The 21,125-nt window shown below is 59.0% G+C and carries 19 protein-coding genes; 16 read left to right on the top strand and 3 right to left on the bottom strand.

Features of this window, described 5'->3' with window-relative positions; genetic code table 11:
• The first annotated feature begins 28 nt into the window (after positions 1-28).
• The 7 genes from EAV92_RS14600 (at position 29) to EAV92_RS14570 (ending at position 7,231) form a co-directional block, all read left to right on the top strand.
• Positions 29-940: an ArsR/SmtB family transcription factor gene (locus tag EAV92_RS14600; protein ID WP_123041786.1), complete on the top strand. Its 912-nt coding sequence runs from the start codon at positions 29-31 to the stop codon at positions 938-940.
• A gap of 49 nt (positions 941-989) precedes the next feature.
• Positions 990-1,646: a bifunctional 4-hydroxy-2-oxoglutarate aldolase/2-dehydro-3-deoxy-phosphogluconate aldolase gene (locus tag EAV92_RS14595; protein WP_123041785.1), complete on the top strand. Its 657-nt coding sequence runs from the start codon at positions 990-992 to the stop codon at positions 1,644-1,646.
• Positions 1,643-2,638 carry a sugar kinase gene (locus EAV92_RS14590; protein ID WP_123041784.1) on the top strand — a complete coding sequence of 332 codons (996 nt, stop codon included), beginning with the start codon at positions 1,643-1,645 and terminating at the stop codon, positions 2,636-2,638. Before EAV92_RS14595 ends, EAV92_RS14590 begins: the two co-directional genes overlap by 4 nt.
• Positions 2,639-2,743: 105 nt before the next feature.
• Positions 2,744-3,382, top strand: coding sequence for an NADPH-dependent F420 reductase (locus EAV92_RS14585; RefSeq protein WP_123041783.1), 639 nt, complete (start codon positions 2,744-2,746; stop codon positions 3,380-3,382).
• 13 nt (positions 3,383-3,395) lie between these two features.
• Positions 3,396-3,707 carry an EthD family reductase gene (locus EAV92_RS14580; RefSeq protein ID WP_123041782.1) on the top strand — a complete coding sequence of 104 codons (312 nt, stop codon included), beginning with the start codon at positions 3,396-3,398 and terminating at the stop codon, positions 3,705-3,707.
• 165 nt (positions 3,708-3,872) lie between these two features.
• Positions 3,873-4,076: a copper chaperone CopZ gene (gene copZ / locus EAV92_RS25255; protein ID WP_123041781.1), complete on the top strand. Its 204-nt coding sequence runs from the start codon at positions 3,873-3,875 to the stop codon at positions 4,074-4,076.
• A gap of 68 nt (positions 4,077-4,144) precedes the next feature.
• Positions 4,145-7,231, top strand: coding sequence for a heavy metal translocating P-type ATPase (locus EAV92_RS14570; RefSeq protein ID WP_123041780.1), 3,087 nt, complete (start codon positions 4,145-4,147; stop codon positions 7,229-7,231).
• 66 nt (positions 7,232-7,297) lie between these two features.
• Here EAV92_RS14570 and pepT read toward each other — a convergent pair whose 3' ends face one another.
• Positions 7,298-8,530, bottom strand: a complete 1,233-nt coding sequence (pepT, locus tag EAV92_RS14565) for a peptidase T (protein WP_123041779.1) — start codon at positions 8,528-8,530, stop codon at positions 7,298-7,300.
• A gap of 189 nt (positions 8,531-8,719) precedes the next feature.
• Here pepT and EAV92_RS14560 point away from each other — a divergent pair, with 189 nt between their 5' ends.
• The 7 genes from EAV92_RS14560 (at position 8,720) to EAV92_RS24570 (ending at position 18,339) form a co-directional block, all read left to right on the top strand.
• Positions 8,720-10,255 carry a sugar ABC transporter ATP-binding protein gene (locus EAV92_RS14560; RefSeq protein WP_123041778.1) on the top strand — a complete coding sequence of 512 codons (1,536 nt, stop codon included), beginning with the start codon at positions 8,720-8,722 and terminating at the stop codon, positions 10,253-10,255.
• Positions 10,227-11,237, top strand: a complete 1,011-nt coding sequence (locus EAV92_RS14555) for an ABC transporter permease (protein ID WP_123041777.1) — start codon at positions 10,227-10,229, stop codon at positions 11,235-11,237. The genes EAV92_RS14560 and EAV92_RS14555 overlap by 29 nt, the downstream gene beginning before the upstream one ends.
• Positions 11,234-12,262: a galactofuranose ABC transporter, permease protein YjfF gene (gene yjfF / locus EAV92_RS14550; RefSeq protein WP_241158276.1), complete on the top strand. Its 1,029-nt coding sequence runs from the start codon at positions 11,234-11,236 to the stop codon at positions 12,260-12,262. Before EAV92_RS14555 ends, yjfF begins: the two co-directional genes overlap by 4 nt.
• A 71-nt stretch (positions 12,263-12,333) precedes the next feature.
• Positions 12,334-13,353, top strand: a complete 1,020-nt coding sequence (locus EAV92_RS14545; RefSeq protein ID WP_123041776.1) for an ABC transporter substrate-binding protein — start codon at positions 12,334-12,336, stop codon at positions 13,351-13,353.
• 120 nt (positions 13,354-13,473) lie between these two features.
• Positions 13,474-15,282 (top strand): cache domain-containing sensor histidine kinase, encoded by a 1,809-nt coding sequence (locus EAV92_RS14540; protein ID WP_206424223.1) that lies wholly within the window; start codon positions 13,474-13,476, stop codon positions 15,280-15,282.
• Positions 15,257-16,471 (top strand): response regulator transcription factor, encoded by a 1,215-nt coding sequence (locus EAV92_RS14535; protein ID WP_123041775.1) that lies wholly within the window; start codon positions 15,257-15,259, stop codon positions 16,469-16,471. The genes EAV92_RS14540 and EAV92_RS14535 overlap by 26 nt, the downstream gene beginning before the upstream one ends.
• Entirely contained in the window at positions 16,468-18,339 is a 1,872-nt protein-coding gene (locus EAV92_RS24570; protein WP_164472784.1) for a substrate-binding domain-containing protein, read from the top strand. Before EAV92_RS14535 ends, EAV92_RS24570 begins: the two co-directional genes overlap by 4 nt.
• On the opposite strand, the gene EAV92_RS14525 is transcribed toward EAV92_RS24570, so the two are convergent.
• Positions 18,336-18,851, bottom strand: coding sequence for a shikimate kinase (locus EAV92_RS14525; protein ID WP_123041774.1), 516 nt, complete (start codon positions 18,849-18,851; stop codon positions 18,336-18,338). The genes EAV92_RS24570 and EAV92_RS14525 overlap by 4 nt on opposite strands.
• Before the next feature lie 92 nt (positions 18,852-18,943).
• A complete protein-coding gene (locus EAV92_RS24565; protein ID WP_164472783.1) occupies positions 18,944-19,102 on the bottom strand; it encodes a hypothetical protein in 159 nt (52 codons plus the stop codon).
• 296 nt (positions 19,103-19,398) lie between these two features.
• Between EAV92_RS24565 and EAV92_RS14520 the strand changes: the two genes are divergently transcribed.
• Together EAV92_RS14520 and EAV92_RS14515 are read left to right on the top strand one after the other, a co-directional pair.
• A complete protein-coding gene (locus EAV92_RS14520; RefSeq protein ID WP_241158565.1) occupies positions 19,399-19,821 on the top strand; it encodes an NfeD family protein in 423 nt (140 codons plus the stop codon).
• 5 nt (positions 19,822-19,826) lie between these two features.
• Positions 19,827-20,765, top strand: coding sequence for an SPFH domain-containing protein (locus EAV92_RS14515; protein WP_123041772.1), 939 nt, complete (start codon positions 19,827-19,829; stop codon positions 20,763-20,765).
• Positions 20,766-21,125 lie beyond the last annotated feature (360 nt).

The following is a 21,125-nucleotide window of genomic DNA, read 5'->3' as shown; positions in this document are numbered from 1 at the left end:
ATTAATTTATAGAGGTGAAAGGAAGAAAATGACGATCAAGGCGAACGGAGACGGCAAGTTCATGGCGCTTTATGAAGCGCTGGCCAGCGAGGTTCGGTGGAGGATCATGGAACTTGTCGCCGGCCGAGAGAGGAACATGAAGGACATTGCCGCCGAGCTGGGGCTCAGTCCGGCCATCGTCACCATGCACATCCGCAAGCTGGAGGAGGCCAAGCTGATCGGGACGCGAAGAGCGCGCATCAACGGCGGCACGCACAAAATGTGTTTCCTCCAAGAGAGCGCGATCGAAATCGAACTCCCGGCCGCCGGCCAACAAAGGGCGTACCGCGAGCAATCGATTCCCGTCGGCCATTACACGGCGTTCGAGGTATTTCCGACTTGCGGCCTTGCGACGAAAGAGAAAAACATCGGGCAATACGACGATCCCCGCTATTTTCTCGATCCGGAACGGGTGAACGCCGCTATTTTATGGTTTGGCAAAGGGTACGTGGAGTACAAAACGCCCAATTACTTGCTGCCGGGCCAGAAGGCCGAAACGCTGGAGATTTCCATGGAGATCGCCTCCGAGGCACCGGGCGTGAGCGACTATTGGCCTTCGGACATCCGGTTCTTCGTGAACGGAGTCTCGCTCGGCACGTGGACGAGTCCCGCCGATTTCGGCAGGGCGGCACGCGGTAAATACACACCGGATTGGTGGAACCGTAACGTGAACCAATATGGACTGTGGAAAACGATTCAGGTGGGCGAAAAGGGTACGTTTATCGACGGACAGCGGATTTCGGACGTGACCGTTCGGGAGCTGAAGCTGGAAGAGCCGTTCTGGACGCTTCGGTTCGCGGTCGAGGACGACGCGGAGCACGTGGGAGGATTAACGCTGTACGGCTCCGGATTCGGCAATCACGATAAAGACATTCAGCTGCGGGTGTATTATGGTGAATAAAGGGTAAGCCGATATTATTCCATATTCCATTCATAAAGGACGGATTCGTATGTTATCTCGTAAACCGACGGAGCTGCTTCAGGCTTTATCCGAACGTAAAATCGTCGCGATCATCCGGGGGATTTCCGCCGACAAGGGAGACGCGGCCGCCCAGGCGCTGGCCGACGGGGGCATCGTGTTCCTCGAGGTGACGCTGAACACGGACGGCGCGCTCGGCATGATTTCCCGTTTCCGCGAGCGTTACGAAGGACGTTTGAGAATCGGAGCGGGCACCGTGCTCGACCTGGACGACGCCCGGGAGGCGGCTGCAGCGGGGGCGGAGTATCTCATTTCTCCCAACTTCGACGAAGAAGTGCTCCAATTCGGCCTGGAGCGGGGACTGGACGTGTGGCCGGGCACGATGACGCCGACGGAAATCGTCCGCGCTTATAAAGCCGGGGCCTCGGCGGTCAAATTGTTTCCGATGGCCACGCTGGGCGTCGGCTATCTCAAGGAGATCCGCGCGCCGCTTGACCGGATCCCGATGGTGGCGACCGGCGGCGTGAACCTGCAAAACATCCGCACGGTGCTGGACGCGGGAGCGGCGGCCGTCGGGCTGGGCAGCAATCTCGTGGACAAGAAGCTTATTGCGGAAGGCAAATTCGAAGAGCTTCGGGCCCTCGCGCAATCCTTCACGGATGAAGTCGAAGGAGTTCGCCGGGCATGACGCAGAAGCCGCAGAGCGTACAAGCCGACGTCGTCACGATCGGGGAAAGCATGGTTTCCATGCAGCCGATGGCCGAGGGACCGCTCGCCTATGCGCCGCTGTTCACCAAGTCCATCGCGGGCGCGGAGTCCAACGTGGCCATCGGGCTGTCGCGGCTTGGACTTAGAGCCCGGTGGATCGGCCGTCTCGGCGTGGATCCGTTCGGCGACCTGATCCAATCCACGCTGGCGGGAGAAGGCGTCGACACGTCCCTGGCGGAGCGGGACCCGCAGCATCCGACCGCTATCTATTTCAAGGAGTTCAAAGGTTACGGCGACCCCAACGTCTATTACTATCGCAAGGGCTCCGCAGCCAGTCGGCTCTCCCCCGAACACGTGAAGCCGGAATGGTTCCATGGCGCCCGCCATCTGCACGTGACGGGAATTACGCCGGCGCTTGGGGAACGAACGGCCGACGCGGTCGCCGTCGCGATGAAGATGGCCCGCAGCCAAGGGCTGACCGTCTCTTTCGACCCGAACCTGAGGCGGAAGCTGTGGACGGAAGAAGCGGCGAGAAGAACGCTGCTCGCTCTCATTCCGCTGTGCGACTTGTTCCTCCCGGGGCTGGAGGAGGCCGAGTTCCTGCTCGGCGAATTGCCGGAGGAGGAGCAGTACGGGCAGCGCTTCCGGGACATGGGCCCGAGCGCCGTCGCGCTGAAGCTGGGAGAACGGGGAGCGATCGGCTTTGAAGAAGGCCGCGCACCGCTGCGCGTGTCGCCTTACCCGGTAGCCCGCGTCGTCGACACGGTCGGGGCCGGGGATGCATTCGCGGCAGGTTTGCTGTCGGTTTATTTGAATCAGGCGCTAACCGCGGACATCCGGTTCGAACGCGCGCTGCAGGCGGCTTGCGCGATGGGGGCGATCGCGACGCAGTACCGCGGGGACTGGGAAGGCTTGCCGAAGCGCGCGGAGCTGGATCGCCTGCTGGCCGGCGGCCGGGACGTGACCCGCTGACTCTGGCGGAAACGTTTGGTTTCACCCCCGAAACGAACGGGAAATTCTCAAGCTCTCCTTTCAGGCTTAAGATTAAGCCATAGACAGAAGGAGAGGATGAGGAACATGAAGGTAAGCGTCATCGGAACCGGAAGGATGGGACGGGGGCTGGCGAAAACGTTGGCGCCGGTCGTACCGGAGTTGTATTGGGGTTCGCGTTCGGAGGACCGGGTACGGCAGTTAATCGTGGAAAAAGAATTGAAGGGCGTGCACGGGGTGGATTTGAACGAAGCCTTGCGTGCCGACGTCATTTTCCACTCCCTGTGGTTCAGGGATTTGATCCCGTTCGTACAGGAGCACCGGCAGAAGCTGGCGGGCAAAATCCTCGTCGATATCGTGAATCCGTTCACCGAGGATTTCAACGATTTCACCTTGGAATGGGGAACGTCAGCCGCCGAAGAGCTGCAGAAAGCTTTGCCGGAAACGACGGTCGTGGGTGCGTTTAAAAACACGTTTTTCAAAGTGTTCGACGCGCCGGAGCACCGAGGAGAGGTCAGCGACGTCTACGTCACCTCGCAGGATGAAGCGGCTAAACGGAAGGTGATGGAGCTGCTGCACGGCATTCCTTTCCGGGTGCTCGACGCCGGATCGCTCCGAAACAACCGCACGATCGAACGGATGACCCTGTTCGAACGGGAGCTGGCGATCCGGTACGGCCATTATCCTTACGTCTCATTCCGCCTCTTTGGGCAGGACCCGGCATAAAGGGGGGGCGGGTATGGTGAAAGTAACCGTTCTGCTGCCGATGCCGCAGGATTTGGAAGGCTTCGCCCGATATTACGACGAGGTACACCTCCCCCTGGTCAGGGAGCTGCCGAACGTGAAGCGCGTGTCGGTCCAGAGGGTACTCGATAGGCAGTCGGCCTCCGCACCGTACTGGATCGCGGAGTTCGGCTTCGATAGCGGAGACCTGATGCGCCAAGCGTTAGAGGGCCCGGAAGGCCAACGTCTGTATGCCGACGTTCCGAATCTCGTCCGTTTTTTGGGGAGCGAACCACAGGTACTGTTCAGTGAGGAATGGCATAGATGAGCTTGAGGGCTGTCCCGAACTCTGGGGGACAGCCCTTTCGGCATCGCCGGGAATCTGAATTTATTTACTTCCGTTTCTTGACATAGGGTAGGGGGGTACTGTACTATGAAGTCAGAAGCGATAAACGCGGTCATGCGGACCGCCAAACATAGGGAGGAACCAACCATGCAAAACGTAAACCTGAAAGTCCAAGGAATGAGCTGCGGCCATTGCGTCAACTCTGTCGAAGGAGCGGTCAAGAAACTCGGAGCAGCCGCGAAAGTGGACCTGGGTTCCGGCACGGTGGCCGTGGACTTCGACGAAACGAAAGTCACGCTCGACGCGATCAAAGAATCGATCGAAGATCAAGGCTACGACGTGGTATCCTGAGGAAGCCAAGCGATATCGGGGGCTGACAAGGCCCCCACCCCTATATCAACAACCAGAAGGTGATTTCAATGAGCCAGTCTCCGGAAACGGCCAAGCAAGCCGCGGATTTCGATATCATGGGCATGACGTGCGCCGCTTGCGCGACCCGCATCGAGAAAGGCCTCAACAAGATGGAGGGCGTGACGGCGACGGTCAACCTCGCGCTCGAAACGGCCCACGTCGAGTATAACCCTTCGCAGGTCAGCGCGGCCGACATGATCAAGAAAGTCGAACAGCTCGGCTACAAAGCGAAGCCGAAATCGGAAGACGACGGCACCGCCAATCACCGGAAGAAGGAAATCCGCCGCCAGCAAGCGATGCTGATTCTCTCCGCCCTGCTCACGATCCCGCTGCTTTGGGCGATGGTGGGGCATTTCTCCTTCACGTCGTGGATCTACGTACCGGAACGGCTCATGGACCCGTGGTTCCAATTTTACCTGTCCACGCCGGTTCAATTTATCATTGGAGCCCGGTTTTACGTGGGCGCCTTCAAGGCGCTTCGCAACCGCAGCGCCAACATGGACGTCCTCGTGGCGCTGGGGACTTCGGCCGCTTATTTTTACAGCTTATACGCCACGATATGGGAAGTCCCTTCGGCGCTGTATTACGAAACCAGCTCGGTGCTGATCACGCTGATTCTGCTTGGCAAGCTGTTCGAGGCGCTGGCCAAAGGCCGTTCCTCGGAAGCGATCAAATCGCTGATGGGCTTGCAAGCCAAGACGGCCACCGTCATCCGCGACGGACAGGAACTGAGCGTACCCGTCGAGCAAGTCGTCGCGGGTGACGTTTTCCTCGTCAAACCCGGCGAGAAAATCCCCGTCGACGGCGAGGTCATCGATGGCGTCTCGGCGGTGGATGAGTCCATGCTGACCGGGGAAAGCATCCCGGTGGAGAAGCGCGCGGGAGAAACCGTCATTGGGGCCACGCTCAACAAAAACGGCATGCTGAAAGTGAAAGCGACCAAAGTCGGCAAAGAAACCGCGCTGTCGCAAATCATCAAAGTGGTCGAGGAAGCCCAAGGCTCCAAAGCTCCGATCCAGCGCGTGACGGACGTCATTTCGGGCATTTTCGTTCCGATCGTCGTGGGCATCGCGGCGCTCACCTTCGCGATCTGGTACTTCTTCGCGGAGCCGGGCAGCCTGGCTTCCGCGCTCGAGAAAGCGATCGCCGTGCTCGTCATCGCCTGTCCTTGCGCGCTGGGCCTCGCGACCCCGACCTCCATCATGGCGGGATCCGGGCGTGCGGCGGAACTCGGCATTCTGTTCAAAGGCGGAGAGCACCTCGAGAACACCCATCGCGTCAACACGGTCGTTTTGGATAAAACGGGGACCGTCACCAAAGGCAAGCCGGAGCTGACCGACGTGCGGGTGGAAGAGGGTTTCCATGAAGCGCAGCTGCTAACGTGGGTCGGCGCGGCCGAGAAAAATTCGGAGCATCCGCTCGCGGAGGCGATCGTCGCCGGCATCCGGGCACGGGGGATTTCGCTTCCCGAGCCCGACACGTTCCAAGCGGTCCCCGGTTACGGGATCATGGCTGTCGTCGAAGGCAAAGGCATCATGGTCGGCACTCGCAAGCTGATGGCGGAATATAGCGTCAAAGCCGATCCTGCGTTCGAGGAAATGGGCCGGCTCGAGACGGAAGGCAAAACCGCGATGCTGGTCGCCGTAGACGGCAAGTATGCCGGAATGGTCGCCGTCGCGGATACGGTCAAGGAAACGTCCGGCCCGGCGGTGGCTCGTTTGAAGGAACTCGGTCTCGAAGTCGTCATGATGACCGGGGACAACCGGCGGACCGCCGAAGCGATTGCCGGCCAGGTCGGCATCGGGAAGGTGCTGGCGGAAGTGCTTCCGGACGGTAAAGCCAGCGAAGTGAAAAAGCTGCAGGAAGCGGGCCGTACGGTCGCCATGGTCGGCGACGGCATTAACGATGCGCCGGCCCTAGCCACAGCCGATATCGGGATGGCGATCGGAACCGGCACGGACGTGGCCATGGAAGCGGCGGACGTGACGCTGATGCGGGGTGACCTCGGCAGCATCCCCGACGCGATCTCGATGAGCAAGAAGACGATGGCGAACATCAAACAGAACCTGTTCTGGGCGCTGGCGTACAACGTGATCGGCATTCCGGTAGCCGCGTTCGGCTACCTGGAGCCGTGGCTCGCCGGAGCGGCCATGGCGCTCAGTTCGGTATCGGTCGTGCTGAACGCGCTCAGATTGCAGAACGTAGACAGGAAACCTGGGGAGAGATACAACGGAATGAACGGCAGGATGCAATTCGTATTGGTGCTCGTACTGGCGGCCATGGCCTTCTTCGCGGGCTATGGGTTCGGGCGGCAAGCCCAAACCCCGGAGACGGATTCGAAACCGGGCATGGAAATGTCGGAATCGTCGTCGGGGCACGGCCATGGAGCAGAGGAAGAGACCGCTCAAGAAATCGCGACGCGCGCGGTTTGGACGGTCGGGAATGCGACGGCGGGCAAAGACGTTTCGATCCGCATCCAAATCCAAGACGTCGACGGCAAACCGATCGACAAGCTCGACGTCAACCACGAGAAGCTGCTTCATCTGATCGTGGTCAGCAAAGACTTGTCGTACTTCGACCACATCCATCCGGATTACAAAGGCGGCGGAGTATTCGAGATCGCCCATGCCTTCCCGGCCGGCGGCGAGTATAAGCTGATCGCGGATTATAAACCGACCGGCGGAGAATCGACGACGAAAACGGAATGGATCCACGTGGATGGAACGCAATCGCAGCCGGTCGCCCTCGTGCCGGATCAAAAGCATTCGAAAGTCGTGGACGGCGTCGAAGTGACGCTGGAGAACGACCATCCGAAAGCGGGAGAAGATTTCGATTTGAACTTCAAGCTGACCGATGCGCAAACCGGCGAACCGATCACCGATTTGCAGCCGTACCTGGGCGCCGTCGGACACGTGGTCATCATCAGCGAAGACACCGAAAAGTACCTGCACGTGCATCCAGTGGACGAGAAAGCGAAAGGGCCGGACGCGCAATTCATGACGAACTTCCCGTCCAAAGGCATCTATAAAATCTGGGGCCAATTCCAGAGAAACGGTAAAACGTTCGTGAGCGCCTTTACGGTGAACGTGGAATAAACGAATACCCTCTACGCAGACACGGTTGAGAAAACCGACATGTCTGCATGGAGGGTATTTTGCGCTTTACGCTTTTTGCTCGAACAGCCGGGCGATTTCCACGATGACGTTCACGGCTTGGATCATCGTTTCGACCGAGACGAACTCGTAGCGGCCGTGCCAATTGACGCCCCCGGCGAACAGGTTCGGCGTCGGCAAGCCCATATAGGAGAGTTGGGATCCGTCCGTCCCGCCGCGGATGGGTTTCACGATCGGTTGAATACCCAGGCGGCCGAACGCCTCCAATGCGGCGTCCACCACTTCCGGTGTGGCCTCGATTTTCTCCCGCATGTTGTAATACTGGTCTTTCAGGACCAGCGTAATCCGTTCCTCGCCGTATTTCCCCTTCAGTTCCTCGACGATTTCGGACATCCGTACCTTCCGGGCAGCAAACCGTTCCTTGTCGTGGTCGCGGATAATATAGTTCAACCGCGCCGTGTCTACGCTGCCGTGGAACGTATTCAAGTGATAGAACCCCTCGTAGCCTTCCGTCCGCTCCGGCGCTTCCTCCTGGGGCAGCAGGCTCTGCAGCTCCATCCCGATCTTGATGGCGTTGACCATCTTGCCTTTGGCGTAGCCCGGATGCACGACTTTCCCGCGGATCTCGATTTTCGCTTCGGCCGCGTTGAAGCTTTCGTACTCCAGTTCGCCGAGTTTTCCGCCGTCCATCGTGTAGGCGTACTTCGCGCCGAAGGCGGCGACGTCGAACCGGTGCGGCCCCCGGCCGATTTCCTCGTCCGGCGTGAAAGCGACCCGGATTTTGCCGTGCTTGATGTCCGGGTTCCGGATCAAATACGCCATCGCCGTCATGATTTCCGCGATGCCGGCTTTGTCGTCCGCCCCGAGCAGGGTGGTGCCGTCGGTCGTCACGAGCGTGTGCCCCTTGTACTCCTCAAGCTCTGGGAATTGGGTGGGGGATAGGGAGAGCCCCAGCTCCCGGTTCAGCAGGATGTCTCCGCCTTCGTATGGGTCCACGATTTGCGGGTTGACGTTCGCCCCGCTGATCTCGGTGGCCGTATCCAGATGCGCCAGAAAGCCGATGACCGGAACCGGCTTGTCCGTATTGGACGGAAGGGTCGCCATCACGTACCCGTTTTCGTCCATCGTCACTTCCTGCATGCCGATCGCTTGAAGCTCCTCCGCGAGCATCCGGCCAAGCGTGAGTTGTCCCGGGGTAGAGGGACAGGTAACGTTATCGTCGTTGGATTGGGTGTCGACGCGTACATACGCCGTGAATCTTTCCAGGATTTCCTTCTTCATAGGTATCATCTCCCGCCAACATTGTATCGCATAATCGCCGAGGATCAAACATCGGGTCGCGGGTTATCGGAATTCTCGACAAGCCGGTTTGAAATGTCCGAAATGCTTAAAAAATGACTCATTTTTCTAAATACAGCCGGCTCGCCGCTTCCCTACAATGAACGCATACAGGGGAGAGAGGGTGGAAGTATGGGCTCGGCATTCATCCTGCAAGCCCGCGGAATCAGCAAATCGTTTCCCGGCGTGAAGGCGCTGGCGAACGTCGATTTCGGCTTGCGGAGAGGAGAAATCCATGCGCTGATGGGGGAGAACGGCGCCGGCAAGTCGACGCTGATCAAGGCGCTGACCGGCGTTCATAAGAAAGATTCGGGAACCGTTCTGCTGAACGGAAGGGAAATCGATCCGAAATCGCCCCAGGACGCGCAGCGCCTCGGCATCAGCACGGTATACCAAGAGGTCAACCTGTGCGCGAACCTGACCGTGGCGGAAAACATCTATATCGGCCGGTATCCCCGGAAGCGGGGCGTCATCGATTGGGAAGCGGTCAACCGGGGCAGCGAGGAGCTGCTCGGGCGGCTGGATATCCATATCGACGTGAAGCTGCCGCTTTCCTACTATTCGGTCGCGGTCCAGCAGATGGTCGCGATCGCCAGGGCCGTGGACATTTCCAGCGGCATCCTGATCCTGGACGAGCCGACGTCCAGCCTCGACAACAACGAAGTGAAGCAGCTGTTCTCGGTCATGCGGAAGCTGAAGAGCGAAGGAATGGGCATCGTGTTCGTCACCCACTTCCTCGATCAGGTTTACGAGGTCACGGACCGCATTACGGTGCTTCGCAACGGCGCCCTGATCGGCGAATTCCCGACGGCTGAGCTTCCGAGAACGTCCTTGGTTTCCCATATGATCGGTCGGGAATGGCGGCCGGAAGAGGAGCAGGGCTCGCGGCAAAAAGAGATTTCGGCGAACGAGGCGTTTCTGACGGCACGGGGGCTCGGTCGCAAAGGCAGCGTTAATCCGATCGACCTGGAAATCCGCAAGGGAGAAGTGGTCGGCCTTGCCGGACTGCTCGGTTCCGGCCGGACGGAGGTGGCGAAGCTGCTTTTCGGCATCGACAAATCGGATGAAGGTCATCTGGTCATCGACAGTGAAACGTTCTCCGATATGTATCCGCAGAAGGCGGTGCAAAAAGGAATCGGCTTCACGCCGGAGGACCGCAAAGTGGCGGGCATCGTCGGCGAGCTGTCCATCCGGGAAAACATCGTGCTCGCGCTGCAGGCGCGCCGGGGAATGTTCTCCTTCATTCCGGTACGGAAACAGAAAGAGATCGCCCAGAAATACATCGATTTGCTCCGCATCAAGACGCCGGGCACGGAGCAGCGCATCGACAACCTGAGCGGAGGCAACCAGCAGAAGGTCATTCTCGCCCGATGGCTGTCCACGGAGCCGCGGCTGCTGATCCTCGACGAACCGACCCGCGGGATCGACGTCGGCTCGAAGCAGGAAATCCGGAAGCTCATTCTGGACCTGGCCGCTTCCGGCATCTCCATTCTGTTCATCTCGGCGGAGCTTGAGGAGATGGTCGCCTGCTGCGACCGCATCGTCGTGCTTCGCGACCGCGTGCATATCGGCGAAGTCGAGGGCGCGGACAAGAAAGAGAATCGGATCATGCAAATGATCGCGGAAGGAGTGGACGTCTATGGGAAGCCTGACGGCGTCGGCGCGTAAGCTCGCCCGGCATAAGATCGTATGGCCCGTCGTCGCGCTGCTCGCTCTGATGCTGCTGAACCTGATCGTCATGCCGGAATTTTTCTCGGTCGAGGTCCGGGACGGCCGCCTGTACGGCAATTTGATCGACATCCTGAAAAACGCGACCCCGCTCACGATCATCGCGATCGGCATGACGCTGGTCATCGCCGTCGAAGGCATCGACATTTCCGTCGGCTCCGTGCTGGCGATCTCAGGCGCGATGGCATTGTTTATGCTCAAGGATTACCCGCTGTGGATCGTGCTGCTCGCTGCGCTCGGAACGGGGCTGCTCTGCGGATTGTGGAACGGCATGCTGGTGTCCGTCATCGGCATCCAGCCGATGGTCGCCACCTTGATCCTGCTGACCGTCGGGCGGGGCATCGCCCAACTGATCACGAACGGACAAGTCTTGAACACGAGCGACAAAGCGTACTCATTCATCGGCAAAGGACAATTCCTCGGCCTGCCGTTCCAGATTTTCATCGCTGCCGCCGTGTTCCTGCTCGTCTGGCTGCTGAAGTCGAAAACCGCCTTCGGCCTGTTCCTGGAGGCGGCGGGCGGCAACAAAACCGCGAGCGCTTATGCCGGCGTCCGGCCGCGCTTCATCTTGATGACCGCTTACACGATTACCGGCGTCTGCGCGGCGATTGCCGGCATCGTCTACAGCTCCAACTACGCCAGCGCGGATGCCAACAACGCCGGGCTGTGGCTCGAGCTTGACGCCATCCTGGCGGTCGTCATCGGGGGCACGTCGATGCGCGGAGGAAGGTTTTACCTGGGCGGCACCGTAGTCGGCGCCCTGTTCATCCAAAGCCTGACGACCACGATTTACGCCATGGGCATCGCGCCGGAAAGCATCCTGCTCGTCAAGGCGATCGTCGTCATTCTCGTCTGCCTCATCCAGTCGGACATCTTCAGAGGCATGTTGCTTCCGCAGCGCAGAAAGACGGTGAACCCATGAAAGCCTTATCCATGAAAATCAGCCAAAACAACATCATCATCCTGGCGACGGTCCTGTTATTGCTTCTTCTGTACGGTACGGGCGCTTATCTCTATAACGGCTTCTTCTCGCTGCAGGTATTCCTGAACCTTTTCATCGACAATGCCTATCTGATCATCGTCGCGACGGGGATGGCGTTCGTGATCATCTCCGGGGGCATCGACCTGTCGGTGGCATCCGTCGTCGCCTTGATCAGCATGGTCTCGGCCGTCATGTTCCAGCACGGGGCGAACGCTTACGCCGTCATGGCGGCATCGATCGCCCTCGGCGTCGCGTTCGGCTTCTGCCAAGGCTATCTGATCCAGCGGTTCCAGCTGCATCCTTGGATCGTCACGCTGTCCGGCATGTTCCTGGCCCGAGGCATCAGCTACCTGATCAGCACCGAAAGCATCGTGATTTCGGACGATACGTACACGGCAATCTCCCAATACAAAATCCGGATCGGGGGAGACGGCTTCATCTCGATCAGCGTCGTCATCGCGCTTCTCGTCGTCGTTCTCGCGATCGGCGTGGCGCGTTACACCTCGTTCGGACGTTCGGTGTACGCGCTCGGCGGGAGCGAAAAATCGTCGCTGCTGATGGGCCTGCCGGTGGCCCGGACGACCGTTCTCGTGTATACCGTCAGCGGGCTGTTCTCGGCGCTCGGCGGCATCGTGTTCACGTTCTATATGCTGTCCGGGTACTCGCTGCACCTCATGGGCATGGAAATGGACGCGATCGCTTCCTGCGTCATCGGGGGCATCCTGCTCACCGGAGGCTTCGGCTATCTCATCGGTCCCACGCTCGGCGTGCTGGCGACCGGCATCATCCAGACGATCATCATGTTCCAAGGCACGCTCAGCTCCTGGTGGACGAAAATCGTGATCGGTTTCCTGCTGTTCCTGTTCATGGCCTTCCAGAGGATGATCGTCATGCGGAAGGAGAAAACGGCTGCCGCCCCGGCGAATATTCAGCGGAAAATCGCAAAGAAAGTCGTGAATTTGTAAATACAAGATTTTTGCAAATTTGTATATTTGTGATGTGAAAACTAATCACTTCCTATTGGGAGGAACGAAGAATGAAGAACAAATGGGTATGGGGTCTCATCGCCGTCATGCTGGTCACCGTACTGGCTGCCTGCGGCAAAAGCGAATCGAAAAGCGAGCCGGCGAGCGCCTCGCCGAGCGCTTCCGCCAGCACGGCTAATTCGGGTTCGGGGAACAAGAAGCTCGTGATCGGTTTCGCGCAAATCGGCGCGGAGAGCGGCTGGCGCGACGCCGAAACGAAATCCATCAAGGACACGTTCGGCAACGATCCGGCATTCGAACTGAAGTTCTCCGACGCGCAGCAGAAGCAAGAGAACCAAATCAAGGCGATCCGTTCCTTCATCACGCAGAAAGTCGACGCCATCGGACTCGCGCCGGTCGTCGAAACGGGCTGGGAATCCGTCCTGAAAGAAGCGAAAGACGCCGGCATTCCGGTGTTCCTGCTGGACCGCGGCATTTCCAAAGGCAATGAAGACCTGTACGTCTCCTTCATCGGCTCCGACTTCATCAAGGAAGGCCAGAACGCCGCCCAGTGGATGATCGACAACCTCGGCGACGCTCCGACCAACATCGTCCAACTGGAAGGCACGGTCGGCGCCAGCGCGGCGAATGACCGCAAGAAGGGCTTCGAAGACGCGATCAAGGACAAAGCGAACTTCAAAATCGTGTACTCCCAGACGGGCGACTTCACCCGCGCCAAAGGCAAGGAAGTCATGGAAGCTTACCTGAAGAAAGACAAGAACATTCAAGTCGTATATGCCCACAACGACGACATGGCGATGGGCGCGATCCAAGCCATCGAAGAAGCCGGCCTCAAGCCGGGCACGGACATTAAGATCATCAGCATCGACGGCATCAAAGACGCGTTCCAGGCGATCAAAGACGGCAAGTCCAACGTGACGGTGGAATGCAACCCGCTCCTCGGACCGCAGCTGAAGCAAGCGATTCTGGACTACAAAGCCGGCAAAACGCTGGACAAATGGATCAAGTCGAACGAGGACGTGTTCTTCGGCCAGAAAGCGATCGACGCCCTGCCGAACCGTTCCTACTAAGTTTTCCAAGCTCCAAATAGCAAGCTTATACGCGGAGTCGCAAAAGAGATCCTCTCTTTTGCGATTTCGCGTTTGGGTTTATACTTGGTACAAAATTACAACCGGAACGGAATGGATGCCTTGCGGAACGGTTCGTTCAGAAACCGGAGCATTAGATATAAGCTGCTGTTCTATTTCGTTTTCATTCTCGCGTTCTCCCTTCTGTCGATGAGCCTGCTCGGGAGCCGGCTGTACAAGAATTCGATCGAGGAAGAGACCAACGCGCATACGATCCAAATGATCCGGCAGGTCAAAGACCATATCCAGGTCTATTTGCGGGAATCGGACAACGTCATCCATTATCTGTCGAAGGACGAGTCGGTTCAGGGTTTTCTGCGTTCGCCGGGTACGGATCCCGCGGAACTGCGGACTTTGCAAACGGCCATCGAGCGCATTGAAGGCGTTTACATGGAAAGGCACGCGGAAATTTCCGGTATCGTCGTCGCCGGCGCGAACGAACGCTTCGCGATGAAGGGCCTCGAGAGGATTACCCGGGATCCGCTGACGGCCGAAAGCTGGTACCGTGACGCCGTCGGCCGCCCGGACGAACTGCAGCTGATCAGCCATCCGATCGGGAGGAACATCCGCGCGGAGCAGAACGTGAGCGCGGATCAGATCCTGTCTTTCGCGCGGGCGGTCAAGGATCCGGTAACGTCGGAGACGCTCGGCGTCATCCTCGTCGACATGAAGCTGGACGTGGTGCAGAGCGTCGTCAAGTCGGCGTCCCTCGGCAAAAGCGGGTTCATTTTCATCATGGACCATCAGGGCGGCATCGTGTATTCGCCGGTCAATCCGATCGTATACCGCATTTCCGGGGAGTGGCTTAAGGAACAGGACGACAACGCCATCGCGACCATCGACAACGTACGGTACAAGATCATCCACGATGCTTTTCCGGACAGCGGTTGGATGATCGCCGGCGTCTTTCCGCTGCATGAAGCGCTCGCCGTCGTGACCGAGGTGCAGACGTACACGATCATCATCGCGCTGGCGACTTTGGCCGTCGCGCTGCTGGCGTCTCTCTACTTTACCAACTCCATCGTCCGCCCGATCAGCAAACTGCGCAGCCTGATGAAGAAGGTGGAAGAGGGGGAGCTGCTGCTCCGTTACCAAGGGAAAACGAACGACGAAATCGGCCAGCTCGGCAACAGCTTCAACAACATGGTCGAAGAAATCGATAACTTGATCCGGCTTGTCTACCGGGAGCAGAAAGAGAAACGGGAAGCGGAGCTCAAAACGCTGCAAGCCCAGATCAAGCCGCATTTTCTGTACAATACGCTCGATACGATCCAATGGATGGCGCAGGACCGGCAGGCGGACGACATCGTGGAAATCGTGTACGCGCTGACCCAGCTGTTCCGAATCGGTTTAAGCAAGGGCCAGGAGGTCATCTCCTTGCGGGAAGAGCTCCAACATGTCGAAAGTTATTTGGTCATCCAAATGGCCCGTTACGAGGAAAAGCTCCGTTACCGCATTGACGTTCCGGACGTATGGCGCGGCTACAGCGTACCCAAAATCATCCTGCAGCCGCTGGTCGAAAACGCGATCTATCATGGCATCAAAACGAAGCAGGGGAACGGAACGATCGTCATCGAGGGGCATGCGGAGGATGGGGCGCTCGTGCTCGAAGTCGCGGACGACGGAGTCGGCATTCCGCCGGAAAAACTGGCCGCGATGAACGGATATTTGCGCAATCCCAGCGACAGCGAACATGCACGGGGGTTCGGTCTTTATAACGTGAACGAGAGAATCCGGCTTTCATACGGCCCGGCTTACGGAATCGACATAGAAAGCGTGCCGGGAGAAGGCACGCGCATCCGGGTCAGATTGCCGCTGATCCACAGCAGAGAGGAGGACGGGCGCCATGTGGAAACTGATGATCGCGGATGACGAGCCGAAAATCCGCAGGGGGCTCGCGAACGTGCTGCCCTGGGGCCAAATGGGCATCGAGATCGTCGGCGAGGCGGAGAACGGAGAACAGGCGGTCGAATTGGCGGAGAAGCTTCAGCCCGACCTTCTTTTCGTCGACATCAACATGCCGCTCATGGACGGCTTGACGATGATCGAACGGTTGGGCAAAACGCTTCAGCGCTCCGTCGTCATCGTCATTTCCGGACACGACGAATTCAAATATGCCCAACAAGCCGTCCAACTGAAGGTTTTCGATTACCTGCTCAAACCCGTCTTGAAGAGCAAGCTGGAGGAAGTCGTCGGCCGGGCGCTGGAGAAGTTGGAAGAGACCCGGCGGAGCGAGGAAGAGATGTCCGCGATGTCGAACCAGCTTCGGAAAAACTCCGCGATGCTCCGCGACCAATTCCTATGCAATTGGCTCGATGGCCTGATGAACGGACAGGACCTCGAATGGAACCTGAATTATTTCGGTTTGCAGTGGCCGGGTCCCGTCGCGATGACCGTCATCAAAACCGTCCACCACGCGGACGGCGGCCAAACGATGAGGATTTGGGACAAAAAGCTGCTGGAGTTCGCCGTCCGCAACATCGCCGAGGAAATCGCCAAAGCCGAAACGCGGCGGGTAACGGCCGTGTTCAATGATTCCCGAGGGAGGACGATCGTCTTGGGGGCTTCGGCGCATGATGACCTCTGGGACCGCATGACCGGGCAGATACGGGACAAGGGAGAGGAAATTCTCCGGAAATCGCTGCTGCTGGAAACCGGCGATACGGCTGAGGGCAGCATGGGCGTTCCCGAACTTTATAAGCGGCTGACCCGGGAGATCGGCGCCAAAAGCGGGCTGTCGCCGATCGTCGCGTTGACGATGAAATACATCGAACGCCACTTTCACCTGCCTTCCTTGACGCTGAGCGACGTCGCCGAAGGCGTCCAAGTCAGCTCCACGTATTTGAGCAAGCAGTTGAAACGCGAGCTCGGGTTGTCGTTCATCGACTACTTGACCGAAGTCCGCATCCGCAAAGCGATCCAATTGATGAGCGATCCCCACATCAAGGTGTACGAAATCGCCGGGCGCGTCGGCTACAGCAGCCAGCATTATTTCAGCAGCGCGTTCAAGAAAGTGACGGGGAATTCGCCCATGCTGTATAAGAGAGGCATCCGGCCATGACGGGCAGAAAATGGGGGACCCTGCTGCTGGCTGTCGTCCTGATCGCGCTGATTGCCTTATGGTGGAAGGACAACTCGGTCCGTTCGGCGGTAGCCGGGGAAACGTACCGGTACGTCATCGGCGTGTCGCAGCCGAACCTGAGCGAGCCCTGGCGCGTCGCCATGAACAACGAAATCCGGGAAGAATTGGGGAAACACCCGGACATCCGGGTCATCTTCACCGACGCCGCGCAAAGCAGCGAACGCCAGAAGCGGGACGTCGAAAACCTGATGGGCTACGGGATCGATTTGCTGATCATCTCCCTGGACGATCCCGTGGCGCTGACGCCGACGGTCAGCAAGGTGTATTCGAAAATTCCGGTCATCGTGCTTGGGCGCGGAGTCACGGGTTATGATTATTCGCTTTATGTCGGAACCGACGACGAGATGATCGGCCGCAAAGCGGGGGATTTCGCCAAGTCCATTTTGGGCAACTCCGGCAACGTCGTCGAATTGCAAGGCGTGAAAGGCTCTCCCACCGCGGAGGAAAGGTCGCGCGGCTTCCAGGAACCTCTGTCCGGGACCGGGATCCGTATCGTCCAGTCGATTAACGCCGATTGGCAGCGCGACAAGGCGGAGGATTTGTTGAGTGATTGGTTCTCGAAGAACAACCGGCCGGATCTGATTTTCGCGCATAACGAGGCGATGGCGCTCGGGGCGCAGAAGGCGATCCGCTCGTCCGGACTGAGCGGCGTGAAGATCATCGGGATCGACGGCGTGCATTCCGACGACGGGAGCCTGCAGGCGGCCGCGTCGGGCGGCATCGCCGGGATGTTCACGAGCCCGACCGGCGGCAAAGAGGCGATCCGGTACGCCATCGACATCCTGAATAAGGAGAAGGGGATCCCCAAGAAGGTCATTTTGCGCAGCCAGAAAATCACGACGGGATCGACGGGCGAGCCGTTGGCCGCATTGCCCGCGACCGTGCGCCCGAAAGCCGGGAAGGACCGTCCGATCACGGTCGGCTTTGCGCAAGTCGGCATGGAAAGCGGGTGGCGCGCCGCCCATAACCAGTCGGTCATCGACGCGGCGAAGGACATGGGCATCCAGCTCGTCTACGAGAACGCCGAGCAGTCCCAGGAGAAACAGATCGCGATTTTACGGAAATTCATCCGGCAGAAGGTGGACGTCATCGCTTTCTCGCCGAAAACGGCGAACGGCTGGGACGAGGTGCTGAGAGAGGCGAAAAACGCGGGCATTCCGGTGATCTTGTCCGACCGCAAGGTGGACGTGGAAGACGATACGCTGTGGACCGCCTATATCGGTTCGGACTTCCGGGAGGAGGGCCGCCGTGCGGGCCGCTGGCTGACGGAAACGGCGCAGCCGGGCCGGAACTACGGCATTGCCGAAATTCAAGGAACGGCCAACTCGGCTCCGGCGACCGGGCGGAAAACGGGCTTCGAGGAAGGCATCGCCGGCGACAACCGGTTCCGCATCGTCCGGTCCGTCGTCGGGGATTTCACGAAGGAAAGCGGCAAGGTGCTCATGCGGCAGCTGCTGCGCGAAACCGGCGGCAAAGGGATCGACGTCGTCTATTGCCATAACGACGACATGGCGCTCGGGGCGGTGGAGGCGATCGAGGAATTCGGCTTGAAGCCGGGGAAGGACATCATGCTGATTTCGGTAGACGCGACGAAGTCCGCCCTGCAGGCGCTGATCGTAGGAAAGCTGAATTTCGTGGTGGAGTGCAACCCGCTGCTCGGTCCCCAACTGATGAAGGCGGTGAAGGACTTGTCGGAGGGCAAGGAACTTCCGGTGGAAATCATCACCTCGGAGGGCGTGTTCACGCAAGCCGAAGCGAAGAAGAACATCTCGATCCGGGAATATTAGGCGTCGTTCGCCATCCGGATGATCTGTTCGGCAATCTCTTCCGGGCTCGTGTCATCGGTGCGGATGGTATGATGGCTGAGGGCATAGACGGGATGCCGGGACTCGAACAAACGGCGGGTTTCGTCGATGGACCGGCTTTGCAGAATCGGGCGGGTTTCCATCAGCAGGTGATGGCGGGTGACCCAAGACTCCCAGCCGAGATCGAGGAAGAACACGTCGGAAGACGCCAGGCAGGCATTCCGGATTTCCTCCTGCATGAAGGCGCCTCCGCCAAGGGAGATGATTTTGCCGCGGGAATGTCGGCACAAGTCGAGGATCAAATCCTTTTCCATTTGCCGGAAGGCGGGTTCGCCTTGGGTTTTGAAAATTTCGGTGACGGGCATTCCCTGCCGCCGTTCGATCTCTAGATCGGCGTCGAGAAATTCCCGGTTCAAACGTTTCGCGAGCAGCTGGCCGACGGTCGTTTTGCCGCAGCCCATGAAGCCGGTCAGGACGATGTTTTTCGCTTCCATGGCAGGTCGATCCACTCTTTTCCGAATAGTACCCCTATTATAGGAGGAAACGGAATGCCGTTCAATCGGCATTCCGTTTTCCTGTTTCCGGGCTATAAGGAACTTCGACGGCTTCTCGACAGCAGCACGAGACCGACAATCAAGATGATGATGCCGATGACTCCCAGGGATGCGACGAAGCTGACGGCCACTTTCGCGACCCAAAGCACGATCGCCACCAGAATCGCTAGAATGCCTAGTACGAGTACCATAGGATGTCCCTCCCATCGTCAGGATAACTTTCATTACCCCGTCCGCGGGAAATCTAACAACCCGGCAAAATCGGTTTCTACAGGTTGAGGGCATTCTGGGCCATTTTCTGGTCGTTCGCGAGCAGCAGGTCCAGCTGGTAGGCGGGGTAAAGTCCGCGTTCATACCCAGCTCCAGCGTTTCGTGCCAAGCGACGTTGTCCGCGCCCGCCTAAGGAAAGTCGTCATGTCCGGGCTCGCCGGCTCGTATACTTGGATAACGCAGACGGTTGACGGGCAAGGGGGACGGATAGGTGGAAATGGGAGCGGTATGGCTTCTGATCGGCGCGGGATTAATTGCGGCGGAAATGCTGACGCTGACGTTTTACCTGCTGTGGCTCGGAGTCGGGGCGCTGGCGGCTTCGATCGTGGCTTTCACGGTGCCGGACAGCCTGTACGCCCAACTGCTGACGGCGGCGGCCACGGCATTCCTGCTCACCTTGCTCACCAAACCGTTAAGCCGCAGGCTTCGCCAAAGCCGGGGATACCGGGACGCCATTGACGACTTGGTCGGCAAGGAAGGGCTAATCGTCGAGGCGGTCGAACCGGGCAAAGCGGGCATCGTGAAAGTCGGCGGGGAAACGTGGAGCGCGGTATCGGAGGAGCGGCTGGCCGCCGGCGAATCCGTGGAGATCGTGAGGCGGGGAACCGCCGTGTTGAGCGTAAGGAAAAAGGGAGGCTGAACCGGATGGCGGGCTTGGTTATCGCGATTGTCGTTTTGCTGCTTGCGGTGGTGTTCATCGCGCTTTCCCTCAAAATCGTACCCCAGCAGCAAGTAGGGGTGGTGGAGAGGCTCGGCAAGTTTAACCGTCTTCTGACGCCGGGGATCAACCTGCTGATCCCGGTCATCGATTACGTGCGGGTTTACCACGATTTGCGCATCCAGCAGGCGAACGTCCCTCCGCAGACGGTCATCACGAAGGACAACGTGCAGGTTCAGATCGACACGATCATTTTCCATCAGGTGGTCGCTCCCGATCAGGCGACCTATGGCATTTCCGACTACGTGAACGGGGTCCGCAACATCACGACGGCGACGCTTCGGCAGATCATCGGCAAAATGGAGCTCGATGAAACGCTCTCCGGACGCGAGAAAATTTCGACCGACATCCGGCTGGCCTTGGACGAAGCGACGGAGAAATGGGGCGTCCGCATCGAGCGGGTCGAGGTTCTCGACATTCGTCCTCCCGTGGACATCCAGGAAGCGATGGATAAGCAGATGAAAGCCGAGCGCAACAAGCGCGCGATGGTGCTGGCGGCGGAAGCGGCGAAGCAGGATATGATCCTGCGCGCGGAAGGCGACAAGCAAAGCAAAATCCTCAAGGCCGAAGGCGACAAGGAAGCGAGAATTCGCGAGGCGGAAGGCTTGAGGCAGGCGCAAGAGCTCGAAGCGCTCGGCAAGGCGAAGGCGATCCAGGCGGTGGCCGAGGCGGAGAAAACCCGCGTGGAGCTGCTCCGTGCGGCTGGACTCGACGAAAACGTGCTGGCATACCGTTCCTTCGAGGCGCTGAGCGAAATCGCCAAAGGGCCGGCGAACAAAGTATTCCTGCCGGTCAAGGCCGTGGAAACGATGGGCAGCGTCGGCGCGATCGGCGAGCTGTTCAAGCCCGGCAAAGCGGAAGGCTGAGCATATTGGGAAAAACGCCCTGCGAGGGGCGTTTTTTTCGTTTGCGGGGGCGGTTGGAGGGTTGGGGTGCGGACGAATGGCGGGTGCCGGCGGATTTTACTAAAGTGCACTGATGGCGGGGGGCTTCCCCCAACAATTCCGAATAGTGTCCCACGTCCACTAATTAGCTGACTTCCTCGTGAATGCGCCGAAATAGTGTCCCACGTCAACTAATTAGCTGACTTCCTCGTGAATGCGCCGAAATAGAGTCCCACGTCCACTAATTAGCTGACTTCCTCGTCAATGCGCCGAAATAGAGTCCCACATCCACTGATTAGCTGACTTCCTCGTGAATGGGCCGAAATAGTGTCCCACGTCCAC

Source organism: Cohnella candidum, from assembly GCF_003713065.1.
Lineage (GTDB): Bacteria > Bacillota > Bacilli > Paenibacillales > Paenibacillaceae > Cohnella > Cohnella candidum.
The sequence above is the reverse complement of the archived record's forward strand: the minus strand, read 5'-3'. Positions and strand labels throughout refer to the sequence as shown.